The sequence below is a fragment of the Gillisia hiemivivida genome (assembly GCF_007997295.1).
In the GTDB taxonomy this organism is placed as follows: Bacteria; Bacteroidota; Bacteroidia; order Flavobacteriales; family Flavobacteriaceae; genus Gillisia; species Gillisia hiemivivida.
The window spans coordinates 151731-175488 of sequence record NZ_VORY01000002.1 but is presented as its reverse complement, the minus strand read 5'-3'; the positions used below and the strand labels follow the sequence as shown (position 1 = coordinate 175488).

The 23758-nt window shown below is 34.0% G+C and carries 21 protein-coding genes; 11 read left to right on the top strand and 10 right to left on the bottom strand.

Going from position 1 to position 23758, the window contains the following annotated elements:
- Positions 1 to 40 precede the first annotated feature (40 nt).
- Positions 41 to 1552: a histidine ammonia-lyase gene (hutH, locus tag ES724_RS03030; protein WP_146929397.1), complete on the top strand. Its 1512-nt coding sequence runs from the start codon at positions 41 to 43 to the stop codon at positions 1550 to 1552.
- Here hutH and ES724_RS03025 read toward each other — a convergent pair.
- Positions 1549 to 1923, bottom strand: a complete 375-nt coding sequence (locus ES724_RS03025; RefSeq protein ID WP_146929394.1) for a hypothetical protein — start codon at positions 1921 to 1923, stop codon at positions 1549 to 1551. The genes hutH and ES724_RS03025 overlap by 4 nt on opposite strands.
- Before the next feature lie 211 nt (positions 1924 to 2134).
- Positions 2135 to 4684, bottom strand: coding sequence for an ATP-dependent Clp protease ATP-binding subunit (locus tag ES724_RS03020; RefSeq protein WP_146929939.1), 2550 nt, complete (start codon positions 4682 to 4684; stop codon positions 2135 to 2137).
- Between the two features lie 256 nt (positions 4685 to 4940).
- Between ES724_RS03020 and gyrA the strand changes: the two genes are divergently transcribed.
- Positions 4941 to 7478: a DNA gyrase subunit A gene (gene gyrA / locus ES724_RS03015; RefSeq protein WP_146929392.1), complete on the top strand. Its 2538-nt coding sequence runs from the start codon at positions 4941 to 4943 to the stop codon at positions 7476 to 7478.
- Between the two features lie 21 nt (positions 7479 to 7499).
- On the top strand, positions 7500 to 8753 hold the full coding sequence (locus tag ES724_RS03010; protein ID WP_146929390.1) for a tetratricopeptide repeat protein: 1254 nt from the start codon (positions 7500 to 7502) through the stop codon (positions 8751 to 8753).
- 254 nt (positions 8754 to 9007) lie between these two features.
- Here the strand turns inward: ES724_RS03010 and ES724_RS03005 are convergent, their stop codons facing one another.
- Together ES724_RS03005 and ES724_RS03000 are read right to left on the bottom strand one after the other, a co-directional pair.
- Positions 9008 to 9757, bottom strand: a complete 750-nt coding sequence (locus tag ES724_RS03005) for a C40 family peptidase (RefSeq protein WP_146929387.1) — start codon at positions 9755 to 9757, stop codon at positions 9008 to 9010.
- 23 nt (positions 9758 to 9780) lie between these two features.
- Positions 9781 to 10959 carry an acetyl-CoA C-acyltransferase gene (locus ES724_RS03000; RefSeq protein ID WP_146929384.1) on the bottom strand — a complete coding sequence of 393 codons (1179 nt, stop codon included), beginning with the start codon at positions 10957 to 10959 and terminating at the stop codon, positions 9781 to 9783.
- Between the two features lie 115 nt (positions 10960 to 11074).
- Between ES724_RS03000 and ES724_RS02995 the strand changes: the two genes are divergently transcribed.
- Positions 11075 to 13120 (top strand): HD family phosphohydrolase, encoded by a 2046-nt coding sequence (locus ES724_RS02995; protein WP_146929381.1) that lies wholly within the window; start codon positions 11075 to 11077, stop codon positions 13118 to 13120.
- Between the two features lie 4 nt (positions 13121 to 13124).
- On the opposite strand, the gene ES724_RS02990 is transcribed toward ES724_RS02995, so the two are convergent.
- Complete coding sequence (locus ES724_RS02990) at positions 13125 to 13577, bottom strand: transcription elongation factor (protein WP_170249842.1); 453 nt, start codon at positions 13575 to 13577, stop codon at positions 13125 to 13127.
- 192 nt (positions 13578 to 13769) lie between these two features.
- Here ES724_RS02990 and ES724_RS02985 point away from each other — a divergent pair, with 192 nt between their 5' ends.
- Both ES724_RS02985 and ES724_RS02980 read left to right on the top strand, forming a co-directional pair.
- Positions 13770 to 14444, top strand: a complete 675-nt coding sequence (locus tag ES724_RS02985; protein WP_146929375.1) for a SatD family protein — start codon at positions 13770 to 13772, stop codon at positions 14442 to 14444.
- A 1-nt stretch (position 14445) separates the two neighbouring features.
- Positions 14446 to 15165, top strand: a complete 720-nt coding sequence (locus ES724_RS02980; protein ID WP_146929372.1) for a DUF3307 domain-containing protein — start codon at positions 14446 to 14448, stop codon at positions 15163 to 15165.
- On the opposite strand, the gene ES724_RS02975 is transcribed toward ES724_RS02980, so the two are convergent.
- Entirely contained in the window at positions 15142 to 15549 is a 408-nt protein-coding gene (locus tag ES724_RS02975) for a hypothetical protein (protein ID WP_026838437.1), read from the bottom strand. The two genes, ES724_RS02980 and ES724_RS02975, sit on opposite strands and share 24 nt — an antisense overlap.
- A gap of 162 nt (positions 15550 to 15711) precedes the next feature.
- Between ES724_RS02975 and ES724_RS02970 the strand changes: the two genes are divergently transcribed.
- The 4 genes from ES724_RS02970 (at position 15712) to ES724_RS02955 (ending at position 18752) form a co-directional block, all read left to right on the top strand.
- A complete protein-coding gene (locus tag ES724_RS02970) occupies positions 15712 to 17064 on the top strand; it encodes an NAD-dependent succinate-semialdehyde dehydrogenase (RefSeq protein ID WP_146929369.1) in 1353 nt (450 codons plus the stop codon).
- Positions 17065 to 17119: 55 nt separating this feature from the next.
- Positions 17120 to 17863 (top strand): SOS response-associated peptidase, encoded by a 744-nt coding sequence (locus tag ES724_RS02965; protein ID WP_146929366.1) that lies wholly within the window; start codon positions 17120 to 17122, stop codon positions 17861 to 17863.
- Positions 17864 to 17926: 63 nt separating this feature from the next.
- Complete coding sequence (locus ES724_RS02960; RefSeq protein ID WP_146929363.1) at positions 17927 to 18352, top strand: NUDIX domain-containing protein; 426 nt, start codon at positions 17927 to 17929, stop codon at positions 18350 to 18352.
- A 10-nt stretch (positions 18353 to 18362) separates the two neighbouring features.
- Positions 18363 to 18752 (top strand): acyl-CoA thioesterase, encoded by a 390-nt coding sequence (locus ES724_RS02955; protein WP_026838441.1) that lies wholly within the window; start codon positions 18363 to 18365, stop codon positions 18750 to 18752.
- On the opposite strand, the gene ES724_RS02950 is transcribed toward ES724_RS02955, so the two are convergent.
- The 4 genes from ES724_RS02950 to ES724_RS02935 form a co-directional block, all read right to left on the bottom strand.
- Positions 18749 to 19678 (bottom strand): mechanosensitive ion channel family protein, encoded by a 930-nt coding sequence (locus ES724_RS02950; RefSeq protein WP_146929360.1) that lies wholly within the window; start codon positions 19676 to 19678, stop codon positions 18749 to 18751. The genes ES724_RS02955 and ES724_RS02950 overlap by 4 nt on opposite strands.
- 113 nt (positions 19679 to 19791) lie before the next feature.
- On the bottom strand, positions 19792 to 20883 hold the full coding sequence (locus ES724_RS02945) for an endonuclease/exonuclease/phosphatase family protein (RefSeq protein ID WP_146929357.1): 1092 nt from the start codon (positions 20881 to 20883) through the stop codon (positions 19792 to 19794).
- An 8-nt stretch (positions 20884 to 20891) separates the two neighbouring features.
- Positions 20892 to 22214: a mechanosensitive ion channel family protein gene (locus ES724_RS02940; protein WP_146929354.1), complete on the bottom strand. Its 1323-nt coding sequence runs from the start codon at positions 22212 to 22214 to the stop codon at positions 20892 to 20894.
- Between the two features lies 1 nt (position 22215).
- Complete coding sequence (locus tag ES724_RS02935; RefSeq protein WP_146929351.1) at positions 22216 to 22500, bottom strand: DUF3817 domain-containing protein; 285 nt, start codon at positions 22498 to 22500, stop codon at positions 22216 to 22218.
- A gap of 179 nt (positions 22501 to 22679) precedes the next feature.
- On the opposite strand from ES724_RS02935, the gene galE reads away from it, so the two are divergent.
- On the top strand, positions 22680 to 23711 hold the full coding sequence (gene galE / locus ES724_RS02930; RefSeq protein WP_146929348.1) for a UDP-glucose 4-epimerase GalE: 1032 nt from the start codon (positions 22680 to 22682) through the stop codon (positions 23709 to 23711).
- Positions 23712 to 23758: the final 47 nt, after the last annotated feature.

Below are 23758 nucleotides of genomic sequence, written 5' to 3'. Positions count from 1 at the left end.
TGTTATTGATTTCTTTTCTTCCTAAAATGCCAAATTGTTTATGAGTTCATATCACTATATAAGTTCTGCCGTTCTTGATCTACATGTTATTCAGGATATTCTTGAAAATAAAATGAAACTGGAATTGAGTGAAGAATCCAGAGTAAATATTGTGAAATCGCGTAAATATCTAGACGAAAAGATTAAACAAAGCGATGTTCCTGTTTATGGAATTAATACTGGTTTTGGATCTCTTTGTAATGTAAAGATCTCAAATGAGCACCTAACACAACTTCAGGAAAATTTAGTCATGTCTCATGCATGTGGTACAGGTGCTTTAGTGTCTAAACCTATAATCCGTTTGATGTTATTATTGAAGATTCAGTCCTTAAGCTATGGACATAGCGGGATTGCATTGGAAACAGTTCAAAGATTAATCGATTTTTATAATGAAGATATTTTACCAGTGGTCTACGAACAGGGTTCTTTAGGAGCTTCTGGTGATCTTGCGCCTTTAGCCCATTTGTCTTTGCCGCTTTTGGGAAAGGGAGAGGTTTATTTTGAAGGGGAGCAATTGGATGCTGCAACTGTACTCAAGAAGTTTGATTGGGAACCAATAAAAATGCAATCTAAAGAAGGTTTGGCTTTGCTAAATGGAACTCAATTTATGAGTGCTCATGGAGTTTATGCTTTGATAGAATCTTATAGGTTATGTTACTTGGCAGATTTAATTGGTGCTATTTCTATAGATGCCTTTAATTGTAATATGTCTCCTTATAATGAGCTTGTACATATGGTACGTCCTCACCGAGGACAAGTGAAAACTGCTGAAAGAATTAGAGGGTTTTTAAAGGAAAGTGAAATAGCAATGGAGGAGAAGGCAAGTGTACAAGATCCTTATTCTTTTAGGTGTATTCCGCAGGTGCACGGAGCAAGTAAAGACACCTTATCTTTTGTAAGAAATACGATAAAAACCGAAATCAACTCGGTTACAGACAATCCTAATATTTTTATAGAAGCAGATAAGATCATTTCCGGAGGAAATTTTCATGGTCAACCTTTGGCTCTAGCTCTAGATTACATTGCAATTGCAATGGCAGAGATTGGGAATATATCTGAAAGAAGGATCTATCAATTAGTTTCGGGATTAAGAGATCTCCCAACATTCTTAGTTGAAAACCCAGGCTTAAATAGCGGATTCATGATTCCGCAATATACTGCGGCCAGTATTGTGAGTCAGAATAAACAATATGCCACTCCTGCTAGTATAGATTCTATAGTTTCCTCTAATGGACAGGAAGATCATGTGAGTATGGGCTCCAATGGCGCCACTAAACTTTTAAAAGTGGTAGATAATATTTCTACTATTCTGGCTATAGAACTGTTTAATGCTTCTCAAGCATTGCATTATAGAGAGCCACAAAAAACATCACCATTTCTTCAGGAAGTAGTCACGGATTTTAGAAAAGTAGTGCCAATTTTATTGGAAGATCAAATAATGTCTACGCATATTAAAGCAGCCAAAAACTTTGTAGATAATTTTAAAATTGAACAACAGGCGTTGTTTGATTAAATAAGTTGGTGCTTCATCCAATTTACTGCTTCCTCCAGTGTTTCAAAAACTTCAAAAGAACTGCTGTTTCTAAAAAATTGTTTTTCTATAATACAATTCTGCTTTACTACTGGATTTCTAGAGACTATTGCTATTGCAATAAGATTAGAAACATTAGCCGATTCTAAATGTATCATAGGATTTACAGAATAAGAGTTCACTCTATTCGAAATATATCCGTAGGGGTTATTGTTAAATCGTTCCCGAGCTAATTCTAATATTTCTTGATTATGGGGAATGTCGAAAAGGATACCTTCGTTCAGTTCGGCTATTTGAATATTCTCAAAAAAAGTTACCGATCCGAATTGAAGCTCTAGAGCAGAATTTATCATAAATTATTAGGGACTATTATGAATTCAAATTTAATAATTTAAGGAGGAAAATCAAATGTTTTTTGTTCACAAAACAAATTTATTTAATTAACTGAAATTCAGTCATATATAATTTTTGTCTTTAAAATTATCCTGATTTTTAAATTAATTGAACCAAAAAAAAACAGCCAATAAATATTACTTTATGGCTGCCTTCCTTTAAAAAATATAATTATTTAACCTCGTTTTCTTCAGTCGCTTTTTCAATTTTAATTGTAAGCTTTTCACTTTCTTTATCAAGATCCATATAAATGGTATCACCTTCTTGAAGATGAGAAGTTATTATTTCTTCAGCTAAAGCATCTTCAATATATTTTTGAATAGCTCTATTTAAAGGTCTTGCTCCATAATCTTTATCGAATCCTTTATCTGCTATGTAATCTTTTGCACTTTCACTTAATACCAAAGTGTACCCTATAATTCCAATTCTGGAATAGAGTTTTTCTAATTCGATATCAATGATCTTGTGAATATCATCTCTATCTAGAGAATTAAAGATCACTACATCATCTATTCTATTTAGAAATTCTGGTGCAAAAGCTTTCTTCAATGCATTTTGAATTACACTTCTTGCATTATCATCTATTTGAGATTTTTGTGAAGCAGTTCCAAAACCAACTCCTTGCCCAAAATCTTTAAGTTTACGAGACCCAATATTAGAAGTCATTATTATAATGGTATTTCTAAAGTCGATCTTTCTTCCTAAACTATCCGTAAGGTATCCATCATCTAATACTTGTAAAAGCATATTGAAAACGTCTGGATGGGCTTTTTCTACTTCATCCAACAGGATAACTGCATAAGGCTTACGTCTTACTTTTTCAGTTAACTGTCCACCTTCTTCATAACCAATGTATCCAGGAGGTGCACCAATTAATCTTGAAATAGCAAATTTCTCCATATACTCACTCATATCAATTCTTATGAGGGTATCGTCGTTATCAAAAAGTTCTCTTGCAAGTACTTTAGCAAGTTGTGTCTTACCTACTCCTGTTTGACCTAGGAAAATAAAGGAGCCAATTGGCTTATTAGGATCTTTTAGACCAGCCCTATTTCGTTGAATAGCCTTTACAACTTTGTTAACTGCATCATCCTGACCTATCACTTTTCCTTTTATACGATTTGGCAGTTCTGCAAGTTTAGTTATTTCTGTTTGTGCTATTCTGTTTACTGGAACACCAGTCATCATAGAAACCACATCTGCAACATGATCTTCTGTCACAATTTCTTTATGCTTTTTAGACTCTTCTTCCCATTTTTCTTGAGCAATACTAAGCTGCTTTTCAAGATTTTTCTCGTCGTCCCTTAGTTTTGCAGCTTCTTCGTACTTCTGTTTCTTAACAACAGCATTTTTCTCTTCTCGAACCGCTTCTAACTTTTGTTCCAGATCTAAAATTTGCTTCGGCACTTCAATATTAGTAATATGAACACGAGCACCAGCTTCATCTAGAGCATCTATAGCTTTGTCTGGAAGGAATCTATCTGTAATATATCTGTTAGTTAATTTTACGCAGGCATTAATTGCTTCTGGAGTATAATTAACATTATGGTGTTCTTCGTATTTGCCTTTAATGTTGTTTAGGATCTCTAAAGTCTCATCTACAGTGGTAGGTTCCACAATAACTTTTTGGAACCTTCTTTCTAAGGCACCATCTTTTTCGATATATTGTCTATATTCATCTAGCGTAGTGGCACCAACACATTGTATTTCACCTCTTGCTAAGGCTGGTTTAAACATGTTACTTGCATCTAAACTTCCTGTTGCTCCACCTGCGCCTACAATGGTATGAATTTCATCTATAAAAAGAATAATATCATCATTCTTTTCAAGTTCGTTCATTACAGCTTTCATGCGCTCTTCGAATTGTCCTCTATATTTTGTTCCTGCAACTATACTTGCAAGGTCAAGAGTTACCACACGCTTATCAAAAAGTATTCTAGACACTTTTCGTTGCACAATTCTCAATGCTAAGCCTTCAGCGATTGCAGATTTTCCAACACCAGGTTCTCCAATTAAAAGAGGGTTGTTTTTCTTACGTCTACTAAGGATCTGACTAACTCGTTCTATCTCTTTCTCTCTACCAACAACCGGGTCTAATTTATCTAACTCTGCCATAGCAGTAAGATCTCTTCCGAAATTATCTAAAACAGGGGTTTTAGATTTCTTGTTGGTTTTTCCAGCGTTGCTAAAAGGATTGTCCTTGGTAGCATCATCGGCATTCGCATCTTCATCTGAAAATGACTCTGCTCTTGGAGCTTCTAGATAATCGTCATCATTTGTAATCATATATTTAAATTGATCTTTGACTCCATCATAATCAATCTTTAATTTATTTAAAAGTTTGGTTGTAGGGTCATTTTCATTTCTTAGAATGCACAATAATAAATGTGCCGTATTTATAGAGGTGCTTTGAAAAAGCTTAGCCTCCAAAAATGTAGTTTTTAAAGCCCGCTCTGCTTGTCTAGTTAGGTGTAAATTCTTTTTTTCATTAGAAATCCCTAAAGATTCTGGGTTTGCAGGGCTTAATATCTCTACTTTTCGTCTTAAATGACTCAAGTCTATATCTAGGGCATTCAATATGTTTATGGCTTTACCATCTCCATCTCGCAATAGCCCTAGCATTAAATGTTCTGTACCAATAAAGTCGTGACCTAGCCTAAGAGCTTCTTCTTTGCTATAGGCAATCACATCCTTTACTTTGGGAGAAAAATTATCATCCATCTTATTTCCTTTCTCTAAATTATTTATTAACAACATATCAGGTAGTTCAAAAATTATACCTATTAAGTAATATGTCGCTAGCTAATTGACAAAATTACTTTCAATAATCAAAATATAAGATAGCTAACTTATTAACGAAGCTGCGCTAATTTTTTGTTAATAAAATTTATACAAAGCCTTGTCAATAGTGCTCAAAACAACTGCGAAATCCGTAAATTGGCACGTTATATTTTCAAACTAAATTAAAATATTTAATATGGCTGAAGGAGAAAAGTTAATTCCTATCAACATTGAAGATGAAATGAAGTCGGCTTATATCGATTATTCGATGTCGGTCATTGTGTCACGTGCTTTACCTGATGTTCGTGACGGATTAAAACCTGTTCATAGAAGGGTTTTGTTCGGCATGCATGAATTAGGAATTAGAGCTACTGGGTCTCACAAGAAATCTGCAAGAATTGTAGGGGAAGTATTAGGTAAGTATCACCCACACGGGGATACTTCTGTATACGATGCTATGGTGCGTATGGCTCAAGAATGGAGTTTACGATATATGCTTGTAGATGGTCAAGGTAACTTTGGATCTATAGATGGTGATAGTCCTGCAGCAATGCGTTATACTGAAGCCAGAATGCGTAAGATCGCTGAGGATATGTTGGCAGACATAGACAAAGAGACTGTAGACCACCGATTGAATTTTGATGATACTTTAGAAGAGCCTACCGTATTGCCTACGCGAGTTCCCAATTTATTGATAAATGGAGCGAGTGGAATTGCAGTAGGGATGGCAACCAATATGCCTCCTCATAATCTATCTGAAGTTATTGATGGTACGGTTGCGTACATTGAGAACAATGATATTGATATAGATGAGTTAATTACTCATATAAAAGCACCAGATTTCCCGACGGGAGGTATTATATATGGTTACGATGGTGTTCGTGAAGCCTTTAAAACGGGTAGAGGTAGAGTGATGATGCGTGCAAAATCTACTTTGGAAGAGGTTCAAGGTAAGGAAGCGATCATTGTAACAGAGATTCCATATCAGGTGAACAAGGCCGATATGATCAAGAAAACCGCCGATCTTGTTAATGAGAAGAAGATCGAAGGGATTTCTACTATCCGAGATGAATCAGATAGAAATGGAATGCGTATCGTTTATATTCTTAAGCGTGATGCGATTCCAAATATTGTATTAAATACACTTTTTAAGCATACCTCACTTCAAACCAGTTTCAGCGTTAATAATATTGCCTTGGTAAAAGGTCGACCTGAAATGTTGAATTTGAAGGATATGATCGTTCATTTTGTGGAGCACCGTCATGAAGTTGTTGTAAGACGTACTCAGTATGAGTTGCGCAAAGCTGAAGAGAGAGCACACATTTTAGAAGGATTAATTATTGCTTCGGACAATATAGATGAAGTGATTGCTTTAATTAGATCATCTAGTAATGGAGAAGAAGCTCGATCTAAATTGATTGAGCGTTTTAGTTTATCTGAACTTCAGGCAAAAGCAATCGTAGAAATGCGATTGAGACAACTTACAGGTCTGGAACAAGATAAATTACGTTCAGAATATGATGAGATCATTAAAACTATTGAAGACCTTAAGGATATTCTTGATAGAAAAGATCGTCGTATGCAGGTTATTACAGATGAGTTGTTGGAGATCAAGAGCAAATATGGAGATGAGCGTAGATCTGTTATAGAATATGCAGGTGGAGATCTTAGTATAGAAGATATGATACCAGATGAACAAGTGGTAATTACTATATCTCATGCAGGTTATATTAAAAGGACATCACTTACAGAATACAAAACTCAGAATAGAGGAGGAGTAGGTCAAAAAGGATCTACCACTAGAAACGAAGATTTCCTAGAACATTTGTTTACAGGAACCAATCATCAATACATGATCTTCTTTACTCAGAAAGGGAAATGTTATTGGATGCGTGTTTATGAAATTCCTGAAGGAAGTAAAACATCTAAGGGTAGAGCTATTCAGAATTTAATAAATATTGAACCAGACGATAAGGTGAAAGCATTTATTAATACTCAAGACCTCAAAGATGAAGAGTATATAAATAGTCACTTTGTGATCATGGCTACCAAGAAAGGTCAGGTTAAGAAAACTTCTTTAGAGCAATACTCTAGACCTAGAATAAACGGTATTAATGCAATTACCATTCGCGAAGATGATGAGCTTTTAGAAGCTAAGCTTACTACAGGAAACAGCCATGTTATGTTGGCAATTAAAAGTGGTAAAGCCATTAGATTTGAGGAAGAAAAAACCAGACCAATGGGGAGAAATGCCTCAGGGGTTAGAGGTATTACTTTAGCTAGTGATGATGATGAAGTTATTGGTATGATCGCTGTAAACGAAATGGATACTGATATTTTAGTAGTTTCTGCCAATGGTTATGGAAAACGTTCAAAACTTGATGACTATCGAATTACAAATCGTGGTGGTAAGGGAGTGAAAACAATTTCAGTAACAGAAAAGACCGGGGAATTAGTAGCTATTAAGAACGTAAGTGATAGCGATGATCTTATGATCATTAATAGATCTGGACTTGCTATTAGAATGAGTGTAGATAATCTAAGAGTTATGGGTAGAGCTACACAAGGGGTTCGACTTATTAATCTTAAAAGTAATGATGCTATTGCGGCGGTTGCCAAAGTAATGAAGGATGATGAAGAAGTAGTAGAATTACTTGAAGAGCTGACAGATACTGATATCAGTGATGAAAATTCTGATGGCACAACTATTGCAGACAATAATGAAGATGAATAACTAACAAAAATCTAAATTAGAATGAAAAAGAATATTTTATCAATAGGCTTATCTTTACTTTCAGTAGTTGCGATAGCCCAGAAAAAAGAAGTTCGCGATGCCGGTAAGGCGATTGAAAAAGGAAGTTATGCGGAAGCAAAATCTTTATTAACTGAAGCAGAATCTATGTTAGGTGATGCTAATGATAATGTTAAAGAAGACTTTTACGTTTATAAAGGTCAAGCATATTTAGGCACAGGAGAAGGAACTTCTGTAAAAGACCTTATGACTGCTTCAGAAGCTTTCAAAAAAGCTGAAGAGTTAGGAAATGCGGAAGCTGCTGCTCAAGGTTTAGCTGGTATTACTAATAGTTTAATCCAAAGTGCAATCAATGATCAGAATGCTGAGAAATATGATATGGCTGCAGAGAAACTTTATGCAGGATATCAATTGAACCCTAAGGATACCTTATATCTATATTTTGCGGCTTCTAATGCAGTAACTGCAAAAAATTATGATACAGCTCTTAAATACTATGAAGATCTTAAAGATCTAGGATATACAGGTATTGAAACCGAATATTTAGCAATTAATAAGACTACCGGTGAAGAAGAGGCTATGCCAAAAACACAACGCGACTTAATGGTTAAAACTGGTGAGTATATCAATCCAGAAGATAGAGTTGCACCTTCTAAAGCAGGAGAGATCACTAAGAATATCGCTTTAATATATATTGAGCAAGGTAGAGAAGAAGAGGCAGTTAGCGCATTAGAAGCTGCAAAAGAGGCTAATCCTGACGACACTTCATTAATGCAAACCGAAGCGGATATGTATTACAGAATGGGTAAAAAGGATAAGTATAAAGAACTTATGGAACAAATTGTTGCTAAAGACCCAACTAATGGTAATCTATATTACAACTTAGGAGTTACGGCTTTTGAAATGGGAGATAGTGATGGGGCAATTGCTTATTACGAAAAAGCTTTAAAATATAATCCAGAGATGACTGAAGCTCGTTTAAATATTGCTGCTGCAATATTAGCTAACGAAGCTAAAATTGTTGAAGAGATGAATACCTTAGGAATGAGCAAGGCTGATACTAAGAAATATGATGAGCTTGCTGAAAAACGTAAAGATGTTTACAGAAAAGCACTTCCATATTTAGAAACAGTAATGGAAAATGATGCTGAGAATATAGAAGCTATTAGAACTACTATGAATATCTACTATCAATTAGGAGAAAATGAAAAAGCAGATGCATTAAAAGCAAAATTATCTGCTCAAGAAAATAAATAAGAATTTATATTCTGCATAAAAAAAGGCTGTCATAATTGACAGCCTTTTTTTATGCTTAAGTTTTTAGACACTTTAAAAGTTTGCAGATATTGCAGGGAATAAATAATGACACTTTATGGCGCACCTCATCCTGAATTTATTTCAGGATCTCATTTAGATTTTAAAATGAAACATATATAGTTTTTGAAGCAGCTTATAACAATGTGAAATTAAAATGAGATTCTAGAATACACCTTATCAATAGCCTAAGATGTTTAAATGATCTTTTTAATTACTCTCAGTTGATGCGTATGCCTTTTCAATTCAGTATTAAAAATACCAGAGTGATCTATTCTATCTATTCTTACTTTTCCATTTACATGGATAATATAATTATCATGCATAATAATACCCACATGAGTGATCTTCCCCTCAGAATTATCGAAAAAGGCAAGATCTCCAGGTTCACTTTCCTCTATAAAACTTAAGGCTTCTCCTTGTGCAGCTTGTTGGGAGGCATCTCTTAATAAAGAATAACCATTAAGCATATAAACCATTTGGGTAAGCCCACTACAATCTATTCCAAAAGGAGTTTTCCCACCCCACATATAAGGTGCGTTGAGGTACAAAAGCGCAGTTTTTACCAAATTGGTTTTTTCTTTTATTCCGGAAATACTACTACCATCAAAAGTATTTTTAAGTGGCTTATTACTATTAAGTACAGATCCTAAAGCTATGGTTGTAAGACCTTCAGATTCATCTGTAAGGAATTCGATGAGGTCTGCGGAATACCTTCTTTCTTCAGAAGAAAGATCAAAATAAATTGATTCTTCTACCTTAATAAATTGTCGGTTATCTATCCAACCTTCGTAAGAATCGAAAGCAATACGAATTCGGCTCCATTTACCGCGTTCTTCAAGGACTTTAAAATATTCCCCATACAAGAGCTGGGTAACCATTTCGGAAGCATCGGCCGGTTGGATTCTAACCGGCACAATACTTAAGTTGCATATTCCGTATTGCATTAATTAAAGCTTGCTAATTTAACTTAGTCTCTCTGAATTACAATTGCAGATGCTCCACCACCTCCGTTGCAAATTGCAGCAGCTCCGGTTTTAGCGTTATTCTGTTCTAAAACATTCAGTAGAGTTATAATGATTCTAACCCCAGAACATCCAAGAGGATGTCCCAAAGAAACAGCTCCACCATTTACATTGGTATTTTTATCTGTAAGACCTAAGATCTTCATATTTGCCAATCCAACAACGGCAAAAGCTTCGTTAAATTCAAAAAAGTCTACATCATCTTGAGAAATACCAGCTTTGGCTAGTGCTTTTGGAAGTGCTTTTGAAGGTGCAGTTGTAAACCATTTTGGTTCATGTGCTGCATCTGCAAAGCTCTTAATGCTCGCTAATACTTTTAATCCTAATTCATCTGCTTTTTCACGGCTCATTAAGACAACTGCTCCAGCTCCATCATTAATAGTTGACGCATTTGCTGCTGTAACAGTCCCATCTTTAGAAAATGCAGGACGTAAAGAAGAGATCTTATCCATTCTTACATTCTTGAATTCTTCATCTTCTTTTATTACTATAGGATCTCCTTTTCTTTGTGGAACTTCTACAGGAACAACTTCATTATCATATTTCCCATCTTTCCACGCTTTAGCAGATCTCTCATAAGATTGAACTGCAAAAGCATCCTGATCTTCTCTACTAAAATTATGCTCTGTAGCACAAAGATCGGCACATGTTCCCATGGCATTGTGATCGTAAGCATCTACCAATCCATCTTTTTGCATTCCATCTATCATAGTAGCTGGACCAAATTTATGTCCAGATCTTAAATGCATATAATGTGGTATCAAACTCATATTTTCCATTCCACCTGCCACAATAATATCGGCATCACCTAACATAATGGCTTGTGCTCCTTGCATTACTGCTTTCATTCCGCTAGCACACACTTTATTTATAGTAGTACATGGTACGGTATCCGGAATTCCGGCACCTAAGGCAGCTTGCCTAGCTGGAGCTTGTCCAACTCCGGCTTGCACCACATTTCCCATTAATACTTCTTCAACCATTTCTGGCTTTAAGCCTATTTTATTTAAAGCTCCCTGAATTGCGATAGAACCTAACTTTGTGGCTGATACTGTAGATAATCCACCTAGGAAACTTCCTATTGGTGTTCTTGCAGCGCTTACAATTACTACTTCCTTATTCATAACTTAAAATTTTAATTTTCTCTTGATGCGAATTTAGTGATTTTATCAAGAACAAACCAAGGCTTCTAGGTGCACCATGTTTTTTTACTACATTTGAAAAATAGTATCAAAATACATGAAGAATTTCGTAAACAACTTTTACAAAAATCAGGCTTTATTCTACAAGATTTTTCTATTTATAGTCACGGCGTTTTTAATTGTTTATCTTCTTCCAAAGGGAGGCAAATTTAAATACGAGATCACTAAAGGCAAGCCGTGGCAATATGAAAATTTATATGCGCCATTTGATTTTGCTATCTTAAAAAGCGATGCTGAAATAGTTAAAGAAAAGCTTCAGATAAACACTAACCATATTCCTTATTACACGGTTAATGGAAATGTGTTAGATCAAGTGAAGTCTAAAGTCCCAGAACAGTTAAAGAAAACTTTTACAGATAGTATTTTAAAAAGAAAAGGAAGGCTGTTGTCTGATTTTATTGAAAAGGCCTTAGATGATATATATGAATATGGAGTTTTACTTGAAGCCAAACCAGGCGATGTGAACAAATTGGTCTATTTGAAGAGAGGGAACGAAGCTTTTGAAGTTAACTATGATAAATTATTGCTTCAAGATGAAATTCGCCCATATCTGAATGTTCAAATTAACCAGAGTAGTTTATCTTCTTTAAAGCCAGAATTATTAGAATTCTTTTATAATACTATAAAACCAAATGTTACTTACGATGCCAAACTTACTCAGAAGGAACTGGATAGTAAATTAGGTTCCATTTCTTATACCAGAGGAAGTATAGAAAGAGGCACTATCATAATTTCTAAAGGGGAAATAGTAGAAGGTGAAACTTTAGACATTTTAACTTCGCTTAAATCTGAATATGAATCTCAAGTATGGAGTGATTCCAGTTATAATTGGATCTTATTTGGTTACAGTATCTTAGTTTGTCTCGCTTTGCTGATGCTACTATTGTTTATAAGGAGAAATAGAAGAGATATTTTTGATAACAATGTAAAGGTTTCATTTATTTTCTTCAATATTTTTTTGATGGTGTTTCTAACCACACTAGTTGTAAATTTTGAAGCGAAATACGTCTATATTGTTCCGCTTTGTATACTGCCATTAACCTTAAAAGCTTTTTTTGATTCCAGATTGGGTTTATTCACCCATGTAATTACTGTTCTTATTTTAGGTTTTGTAGTTCCCAATAGCTACGAATATATGTTCCTTCAGATCATCGCTGGGATAGTAACTATACTTACGGTTTCAGAATTGTATAAAAGAGCTAATTTGTTTATTTCAGTAGGGCAAATAACCTTTATTTATATCCTTGTTTATTTTGCTTTTACTATTATTCAGGAGGGAAATATACAGGACCTCAATTCTGAAATGTTCCTTACTTTTATTTTAGGCGGATTGGCAACCTTGTTCGTGCAGCCGCTTATTTATATATATGAAAAACTCTTCGGATTGGTTTCAGACATGTCACTTTTAGAATTATCTGATACCAATTCTAAACTTCTTAAGGAATTAGCAGAGAAGGCACCTGGGACTTTTCATCATTCTCTGAATGTTGCAAACTTGGCTGAAGCTGCTGCAAATGAAATTGGAGCAAACGCTATGTTGGCTAGGGTAGGAGCCTTGTATCATGATATTGGTAAAATGGAAAACCCTACTTATTTTTCTGAAAACCAAACCAGTTCTGTGAATTCTCATGACGAACTATCTCCAGCAGAAAGTGCTGAAGTAATTATAGATCATGTGATACATGGAATTGAAATAGCCAGAAAAAACAATCTCCCAGATAGGGTTATAGATTTTATTAGAACCCATCATGGAACTTCTTTGGTGTATTTCTTTTATATGAAAGAAAAGGAAATGAACGATAAGGTTTCTACATTAGATTTTAGATACCCTGGTCCAATTCCTTTTAGTAAAGAGACTGCAATTTTAATGATGTGTGATAGTGTAGAAGCAGCTAGTAAAAGTTTAAAGGAGCCAACCGCTGCTAAAATCGATGATTTTGTAGAAAGGATCATCAATAAGCAAATGGATGAAGCTCAGTTCTTAAATGCAAATATCACCTTTAAAGAGATCCAGCTAATTAAAAAGATATTAAAACAAAAACTCAAGAATATTTTTCATTTAAGAATAGAATATCCGGAATAGCTAGCTAGCGTACTTCAATAATTTCTATTTCCTTTTCATTTAACATAAAAGTGTCACCGGCTTTTTTACCTTTTATTTTTTCATAAATAGGAGCTTCAGTAGAAATCACATAGACACTACTGCCATCTTCCATTTTGATTTCTCCTAAGGCACAGGCAATAAAATAATATCTTTTTTCAGTTTCGATAATGCTCCCAAATTTTATTGATTCACTGTAGTGTTCCCTATCTATTTTAGTGAGAGTGAGTTTCATTGTTTGAGCAGTATCTAGGTATTTGGCATACTTTTCAAAGTCACCTAATAATTCTCCTTTACTTCCTTCTTCATCATAATCTGTATGTACATCATTCGCTACCATAGATTCTTTTATAGTATCCATTTCTGCTTTGTAACGTTGTATTTGCTTGTTCACAGCATCCAAGCAATTATTGAATAATTGGGTTTTATTTGGTATCATTTTTATAGTTTTAATTAAAAGTAAGTATCAGGTTTTAACTGATATAATTATTTGCAAAATTTTAATAAATAGCTGAACTTTCATTGTTTATAATTATAAGTCTGTAAGCTTATATTGATACTTTATAAGTCTGCAGACTAATATTTTACATTTATAAGGTTTCAGACTAATAAAATTTATATATTTGAAGTTATGATAGCAGTTTTAACAGCAGATTTGATAGATTCTTCTCTTTATGAAGAAAAAGTGCTACAAGAAGTACTAGATACTCTTAAGCAAGAGTTCGAAGCCATTACACAGGAATATAAGCAAGAGGAGGTACGGCTTCAGATATATAGGGGAGATAGTTTTCAAGGAATTATTAAAAATCCTGAAGATGCCCTCAAAATAGCACTACAAATTAAAACAGCCATAAACAGAATTCATTTCAAGGAAACGCTTAAGAATAAAGCATATTCTAAAATAGCCGATTTTAAGATAGCCATTGGAATTGGAGAGCAAGACTTAGAACGAGAAGCAATTTCTGAATCTAATGGTCCCGCTTTTCAATTTTCGGGACGCAGTTTAGATGAAATGAAAACTGAAAACAGAAAAACTAAATTAAAGACAGATTCTGAAGAGATAAATGACGAGTTTAACACCTCTTTATTGCTATTAGATACCATTACTGATAAATGGAGTACAGCATCTGCCGAGGTGGTTTACTATCTTTTAAAAGATCTTAAAGAACGGGAAGTGGCTGCAGCCATCAATATTAGTCAGTCTGCCGTAAATCAACGTAAAAAGGCAGCAGGTTGGGATGCGATTTCAGTTTTATTAGATAGGTATAGAGCCGTGATCACAAATAATTTAGTAAACAGAAGATAATATGCTCATTTTAATACAATTACTACTGGCCCATCTCTTAACAGATTTTGTATTACAACCAAATAGTTGGATAAAACATAAAAGAAAGTATAAGGTAAAATCTTATTTTTTGATTATCCATGTTTTGCTAGCAGGAGTATTAACAGTACTTTTTCTTCAGAAATTGGAATGGTGGTATATTGGATTAATTATTAGTAGCACCCATTTTTTAATAGATTGGTGGAAACTAAATCAGAAAAAAGATAACCTCAAGTTTTTTATTCTAGATCAGCTCTTTCATTTAATAATAATAGTGGGGGTATGGCTATACCTAATAAATGGATTTTCTAATATTCTCCCATTTCTAAAAGAAATTTTTAATTCTATAACTCTACTAGCAATTATTGGAGTTTATATATTTGTGATCTTTCCAGCGGGTTTCTTAATAGGAAAAGCAACCAAGAAATGGCAAAACGAAATTAAAGAAACCAATAATAAGAACAGTCTAGATGATGCCGGACGATACATTGGTATTTTTGAACGGATCCTGGTACTCACCTTTATTCTAACCAATAATTTCTCTGCAATAGGATTTTTGATCGCTGCCAAGTCCATCTTGAGATTTAGCGATAAATCTGAAACCGGAGCTCGAAAGCAAACAGAATATGTGCTTATAGGAACTTTAATAAGCTTTACAATAACTATCCTTTTAGGACTGTTAGTACGCCATTTCTTGTTCTAGTAGTTGGATATTGCTAAACATTCGTTCTTTAACAATATTCATCATCCTCTTATTTAAAGCAGAAGAATTTTCTATATAAAGTAAATATTCTTCCACAGTAAATTGGCCAATAACGATACCTTTTAGGTTATTTCTGAATTTGATATCCCTCTGAATAGCATTTTCAATAAAACTCAATTTCTTTTCCACAGAATATGCGTGAAAACTGTTTTTGTGTTTCTTAATGTAGTTCCTGAATACTTCTACAAAAAGTTCGTTTTGAAGTTTAATAACTGGGCGGAGCGTTTTGTTTTGGAATTGTTCCTCCAGACTCATTTTTTCTGAAACTCTTGCCGATGGAATTTCTGGTCTAAGACGAGGCAATTCATTATCTCGATGATTCATAGTTTTTAAGTTTATTAAATTTAATTAAAATAAATGCTGTTTTTTTAATTGCTTAGTCAACTTTTGAACCGATTTATAAACAAATACACAGTTAAAAGTCTCTTAATCGCTTATTCCTTTGCTTGGTTATTTTTTATCTTTAATCAAATTGAAAAAAAAGTTATGATTGTATCCAGAAACCCCTATAATGGTGAGGAAGTAGCCAGTATCAAAGAATTTACCAAGAAAGATATAGATGAAGCATTAGATGTTGCTGATAAGAGATTCCAAAGCTGGAAACAAACTTCATTCAGTGAGCGCTCTAAATTAATGATGGCTGCAGCAGCAGAACTAAAAAAGAATAAGCAGGAATACGCCGAAACCATTACTTTAGAAATGGGAAAGCCAATTACTCAGGCAATTGCAGAAGTTGAAAAATGTGCTTGGGTGTGTGAATATTATGCTGAAAATGCAGAAAGGCATTTATCCAAAGAAACTATTAAAACAGATGCCAGAAAGAGCTATACTTCTTTTGAACCCATAGGAATTGTTTTGGCTGTAATGCCTTGGAATTATCCTTTTTGGCAAGTATTTAGGTTTGCAGCTCCTGCATTAATGGCAGGGAATATCGGAGTATTAAAACACGCCAGTAATGTGATGCAATCTGGAGAAAATATTCAGAAGATATTTGAACGCGCAGGTTTTCCAAAGGGATGCTTTCAAAATTTACCAATCGGCAGTAATAAAGTAGAAGATATAATCAGAGATAAAAGAGTTAAAGCGGTTACATTAACAGGAAGTAAACCCGCAGGTAGTTCTGTGGCTTCAGTAGCAGGAGAAGAGATAAAAAAATCTGTTTTAGAGTTAGGAGGTAGCAATGCATTAGTAGTTTTTAAAGATGCCGATATTAAAAAAACGGTAGCTACTTGTGTACAAGCCAGATATCAGAATACAGGACAAAGTTGTATTGCGGGAAAAAGACTTTTATTACAAGATTCTATTGCAGAAGAGTTTTTGGAGCTTTTCTCCAAGCAGGTAAGAGAGTTGAAAAGTGGAGATCCTATGGATGAGAAGACTTATATTGGAGTCTTAGCACGCGAAGATCTTGCAGAAGATCTTGAGAAACAAGTGTCAGAATCTGTAAAACAAGGAGCAAAGATTCATTTAGGAGGTGTTAGAAATGGTACTTATTACGAGCCAACAATTTTAACGGGTGTTACTAAAGAAATGACGGTGTTCAAAGAAGAGACTTTTGGACCTGTAATTTCTGTAACTATATTTAAAGATGAAAAAAAGGCTGTAGAACTGGTGAATTCATCAGATTTTGGATTGGGAGTGTCGGTATTTACAGAAGACCTAGAATTCGCTGAAAAGATATGTCCTCAATTTGATGATGGAGCAGTGTTTATAAATGAGCTGGTAAAAAGCGACCCCAGATTGCCTTTTGGAGGAACCAAAATATCCGGGTACGGGAGAGAGTTGTCTATTCATGGAATAAGAGAATTTGTAAATAAGAAAACAGTTTATATTAAGTAATCAGGACAAAGAGTCCTTAGAATATTTAATTTTAAAAATTCAAACCGGAATTCGTATGTGTTATAAGGGAAGTATAGCGGCTGAGGAGAGGAGAATAGAGGATAGGATCTCTAGAAATTTCAAAAAGAAGGTCCAATATACTCCGTCCTATAATATAAATGCTTTCGCGAATCCCAAGGTATATATTGTTGCCCAAGATGAACCCAATGTAATTAAGGAAGCTATTTGGGGATTGGTTCCAGATTGGAAAAAAAACGACTCTCAAGGATTTTTAAGCGGAAAACAATATACCAATAATGCAAGGGGAGAAGATTTATATGAAACCAAATCTTTTAAAGATCACGTGATCAATGAACGATGTTGGATCTTGTTTGATGGTTTTTTTGAGCCTCATTATTATTCTTCGAAAATTCAACAACCTTATTTCTGTTATATTCCTGATGGGAACTCTGTTTTTGATAGGGAAATACTAACTATAGCTGGAATATATTCCAAAATCCATGATGATTATTATGTGAGTTTAGTAACTACCGAAGCAAATAATTTCTTTGCTGAAATTCATAATAAACAGAAACGAATGCCCTTAGTACTTGATCCTCGTTTACGGGAAGAATGGATATTGATGGATCAGTCTAAAAGTGTGATTTCTGATTTGGTAAAAAAGGGATTTATAAGTGATGAGTTTCGTGCTCATCCAGTATCAAATCAATTATATAAGGGAAGTAACGATGAATCAACAATACAAGCAGTAGAACCATTTCAATCGACTTCTTTATTTAATCCCTCATTGAGTGTTTAATTCCCTGAGACCTGCCCCGAGGTTCTTGATTTAACCAGCTATGCTAAACACAAATTAATCTAAATGAGACAAGAAATAGCAATTACTGTAGATACAGTAATACTTAAGGATTTACTATCTTCAGCCAGAATTCTATTAATTAAACGGAAGAACGACCCTTTTAAAAATAGCTGGGCTTTGCCTGGCGGTTTTCTTGAAGAAACCGAAAATTTAAAAGAAGGAGCAAAACGAGAATTACTGGAAGAAACAGGATTAGAAGTAGAAGTTTTAAATCAACTGAAAACCTACGGCGATTTGAATCGGGATCCACGGGGCAGAACAATTTCAATTGCCTTTATTGGCAAACTAAATAAAGAAGTTAAAATAAAAGCGGGGGATGATGCCAAAGAAGCAGATTGGTTTAGTTTAGATGAACTACCAGAACTAGCTTTTGATCATTCCAAGATTATTGAAGATGCAAAGAAGTATCTTCAGGATTATAATTTATAAAAAAAATAATATGAGATTTCATACTAGAAAATGGGTAAAACCACAAGATCTTAATCCTAATGCTTCCTTATTTGGGGGTAGATTGTTAGAGTGGATAGACGAAGAATGTGCCCTATATTCTATTATTCAACTAGAAAACCCAAAAGTAGTTACCAAATTCATGAGTGAAATTAATTTTCAAAGTTCAGCAGTTCAGGGTGATATTATTGAAATTGGGATAGATGTAGTGAAATTTGGCAATGCCTCTTTAACCTTGCGTTGTGAGGTGCGTAATAAGATGACAAGAGAAACGATAATTTCTATCGAAAATATTGTTATGGTTAGCTTGGATAAAAATGGAAAACCACAAGCTCACGGGAAGTCTGAGATCGAGTTTGTAAAAGACAGGCTTAAGGATTAGTCTTTTTTATCTCCAATTTTATCTTTTGGTGGATTGGAAAGTCTTATTGGAAGATCCACATCTTTATTACCTCCATAGATCTTGATCTCTTGAATATCTGCAGGCATATAATATCCATTGTCTTCCAAAGCTTCTTTTACAGCTCTAACTACATTTCCTTTGGTTATAAGTGCCATTCTTCTAAAATCGAACGTATCTACCCAAAAGAACACTTTTAGATTAACAGTGCTTGTAGCTAATTCGTCTTCAATCACAAAATTTATATGCTCTTCATCTTCAATAACATTGGGTTGTTTTCTCAAAGCCTCCATTACGGTTTTCTTGGCTCCTTCAATATTATCCTCATAAGCAATTCCAATTACAAAACTCCATCTAAAGAATCCATCTTCCGTGTAATTTGTTACAGGCTTGGTTAAAACATCACTATTTGGGATATATACATCTTTTCCATCGAAGGTTTTTAGCTTGGTGTATCTAAATTCCAAGGTTTTTACCTTTCCAATGTTTTCTCCAATTTCCACGGTATCGTGAACATTAAATGGTCTATTAAAAGCTAGTATAACCCCAGCTATAAAATTCTCTCCAATATCCTTAAATGCGAAACCAAATATTATTGCACTAGCACCAGCAGCAGTAAGAATAGCGGTGGCTATACCACCTAAACCGGCTACTCTCAAAGCCAACATTATAGCAATAATGAGTGCTATAATTTTAATTGTTTTCCCTAAGAATTTGCTCATTAAAGGATCGTTTGTACGTTTTGAGATCCTTGTTCTAGCAAAATTCCCGATCCAAGACCCTATTAAAACCCCTAAGATTATAATTAATAATCCCAATCCGATTCCCGGCAATTGCGCAATTAAACCATCATAAAAGTGAGTGAATGATTCCTGTAAGCTTAAGGTGTTTTTAGTACTTTCTTGCATTTATTATAGAATTAAATGGCTTATGCTATCAATTAGGGATTGAAGTTAATAAAAAAACCACATTCATTTATTTTTTCAAATAAGTGAATGTGGTCAATTTGTTATAAAAGAGATTATTCCCCGTTCTTTTTCTTCTCTTTTTGTTCTTCCTTAGCGTCCTTAATTTGGTCGTTCGCATTTTCCAATTGACCTTCAGTTGGTTTCTCGGATTCTTGTTCTTCGGCATCCTTTGGTTCAAGACTTAATTCCACATAAAACGGAAGGTGATCTGAATCTATATCTTTTCCTTTTTCAAGTTTAATTACTTTAAACTCTTCAGAAACAAAGAATTGATCTAGGGGCCATTTCATTATAAAACTGGTAGCATCAAAAGTGTTATAAAAACCTCTTCCAACCCTCACATCCAAAAGGGTGCTTACCTTTCTGAATAATTTGCTGCTTCCAGACCAAGCAACATCATTAAAATCTCCAGCTATAATTACTGGCATTTTGCGATTTAAGGCCTTTTTAGCAACTATCATCATTTCTCCATCTCTATCTGTAGAATTTGGATTTTCCTGTGGCATAGGTGGTGTAGGGTGAATTGCATACAACATGATCTCCTTACCAGACCTCAATTTAACTATAGTTTGAATTGAAGGAATACTATCATCTACCAAAAACTTTTTCTGTGGATTTTTTAATTTAAGCTTAGAATATAAAAGCATCCCATAAGTATTATCTATCGGAATTTCTACTTTATACTTATACTTGGAAACCACATCTGCAACATCATTCATCCAACGAGTATCTGTTTCAGTAAGAAGAATAATATCTGGATCTATTGTTTTGATTTCTTCAATCAAAAGATTTGGATTCGTATTCTTTTGCAATACGTTAGCTGCATAAAATTTAAATGCATTTTCATTGTCAATAGTGTTTTCTGCTTCCCCAACTTCATAAGAAGTGTGGGGTAAATAGGGATATACTTTGTATAACTGAAAAACAAAACAGGCAAGCAAAACACTAACAAAAACATAATCCTTTATCCATTTTACATCAAACCTCATAAAATAAACAACCAAAGCCACAAAAGTAAGTATGGTTAATTGCGTATGTGGATAATCGAACATTCTAATCCACCAGAAATCTGCCGCAGCGATTGGTATTAGTGTTAACAAGATGGCAAATAGGCCAAAACCTTGTAAGAAGGGTTTTAATTTCATTAGTTAGTTTAGATGTTTGGTTGTACTTGTTTATTGGTAGTTGTATTCTGATGCATATTATTTGCTAAAAACTTTAGATCATCTCCAGAAGGGGCTTCAAAAAGTTGAAGACCAAAATAGGGTAATGCTGCGATTAAATGATCAAAAATATCGGCAGCAATATATTCATAATTTTCCCAACGTTTATCACTACTAAAACATAGGATCTCTAAGGGAATTCCCTGAGGAGTTGGAGATAAGTGTCTAACCATTAGATATAATTCTTTATTTATACCCGGATGATCATGTAAATACGCATCGGCATATTTTCTAAAAATCCCTAAATTAGTTTGATTTCTTCCGTTTATAGGAAGCGTGGTGTCTACATTATTTTTTTTGTTGTATTTATTTACTTCCTTTTGGCGATGTTCCAAATAAGGGGCAATAAGAGTAATTGATTTAAGTTTCTCTAGATCTTCTAAAGTCACAAATTTCACGGAATTTTGTTTGATATTGATAGCTCGCTTTATACGTCTACCAGGTGATTCTAGCATTCCTCGCCAGTTTTGAAAAGAATCTGCAATTAAACTATAAGTTGGAATTGTGGTAAAAGTATTATCAAAATTCTGTACACGAACTGTTGCAAGATTAATTTCGGTTACATCTCCATCTGCTCCATATTTACTAAAGGTAATCCAGTCTCCAATACGCACAATATCATTTACTGAAACCTGAATAGACGCAACAAATCCCATGATTGTATCCTTAAAGATCAATAAGATAACTGCAGATGCAGCACCTAAAGAGATAGCAAAATTAATAACAGATTTCCCTGTTATTTCAGAAAAAACAAACATAATACCCACGATCCAAATAAAGATCATAAGTACCTGCATGTAACTATCTAGGGGTTTATCAAAATATTCTTCTCTGGTCTTTAGATAATTCTTACTGGTACGAAGTAAACTCCTAAAAATCCAAACCACCAAAATTATTATATAGAGGTTGGTTAAGAAAATGACAACTTTTAAGACGAATTGATGATCTATAAGAATAACAGGAATAGTAGCATAGACGACGAGAATAGGAATAATTCTCCCTACATATTTTGGGAAATTACTCTTAATTAAGAAATCATCGAAAGTGGTTTTAGTTTTATTGGTAAAGGCTTTAAAAGATTCTATTACAAATCTTCTTAAGATATAATTTATAAAATGGACTAACCCAAAAAGGATGAGAAGATTTATTGCTAGATTTAAATAACCCGCTGCAACAGTATTCATTCCTTGATCAATAAAATAACTTTCAAGAAAGCAGCTAATAGGTTTTATATCAAAAATGTCTTTAAACATATTATAAATACTTTTTTTCTATATAGAACGGACCAAAAGGAATTACCGAACAAGCAACTGCAAGTAGTAAGGTTTTAAATTTCCAATCCAATATATTATAAACTATTACTGCGCCCACAAGGTAGGATATAAAAAGGATTCCGTGAGCCATTCCAACCACTTCAACCATTTGAGGACGATTAAACAAATACTTTAATGGCATCGCTATAAAAAGTAATAATAAAAAAGAAAGTCCTTCTAAGATACTTACCCATTTAAAAACTTTGATTTGAATATGTTCATTCATTAATTTGAATTTTTGCAAAGATAAATTTAATACTTAGAGTAGGTAAAAAATACTTTCATTAAATAGCTATTGAAAGGATTAGCTTGTTAAAACTCTACCAAAAATTCTCAGGAATTTTATTTAAAGATGCTTCTTTTTTTACAATTTGACTATTTTGCGGGGAATTAGAAAAAGAAAAAATGAAATCTAAAATATTAGTTACCGGCGGACTTGGGTTTATTGGCTCACATACGGTAGTTGCACTTCAGCAGCAAGGTTTTGAGGTTGTTATAATAGATAATCTGTCAAACTCTTCTCTAGATGTGCTAGCGGGAATCACTAAAATTACCCAGATTACTCCGGAGTTCGAAAATATTGATCTTCGGAATAAAGAAGCTGTGATCGATTTTTTTGAAAAATATCAGGATATATCTGGAGTAATTCATTTTGCAGCTTCCAAAGCGGTGGGCGAAAGTGTGGAGAATCCGTTGTTATATTATGAGAATAATCTATCAACCTTAATCTATATTTTACAGCAGTTAAGTAAAAAAGATAAAGCGAGCTTCATATTTAGTTCTTCATGTACAGTATATGGTCAAGCCGATAGTTTGCCGATCAATGAAAATGCAATGATCAAAAAGGCGATGTCTCCTTATGGTAATACCAAACAGATTGGGGAAGAGATAATTATGGACACCTGTAAGGTTTATCCAAGCTTAAAAGCGATCTCTCTCAGATATTTTAATCCTATAGGAGCTCATCCAAGCACAGAAATAGGAGAGTTGCCTATAGGTACACCTCAGAACCTTGTTCCTTTCATAACGCAAACTGCCATTGGAAAAAGAGAACAACTTTCAGTTTTCGGAAATGATTATCCTACCAGTGATGGTACATGTGTACGGGATTATATTCATGTGGTGGATCTTGCCAAAGCACATGTGGTAGCACTTAAAAAGTTGATGGATGAAGCTTTAGATAAAAATTATGATGTTTTCAATCTGGGAACTGGAAAAGGAAATTCTGTTCTGGAAGTTATAGAATCTTTTGAGAGATCTACCGGTAAAAAATTACCTTATAAAATTGTTGATAGAAGAGAAGGAGATATTACTGCAGCTTACGCAGATACTAATAAAGCAAATACAGGATTAAACTGGAGAGCAGAACATACTTTAGATGAAGCTTTGGAAAGTGCTTGGAAATGGGAGAAAAAAGTCTTTAAAAATGAAGAGTAGGAAATAAATTTAGCTCTTTAGATAACAAAAAAGCCACTTAATTATAA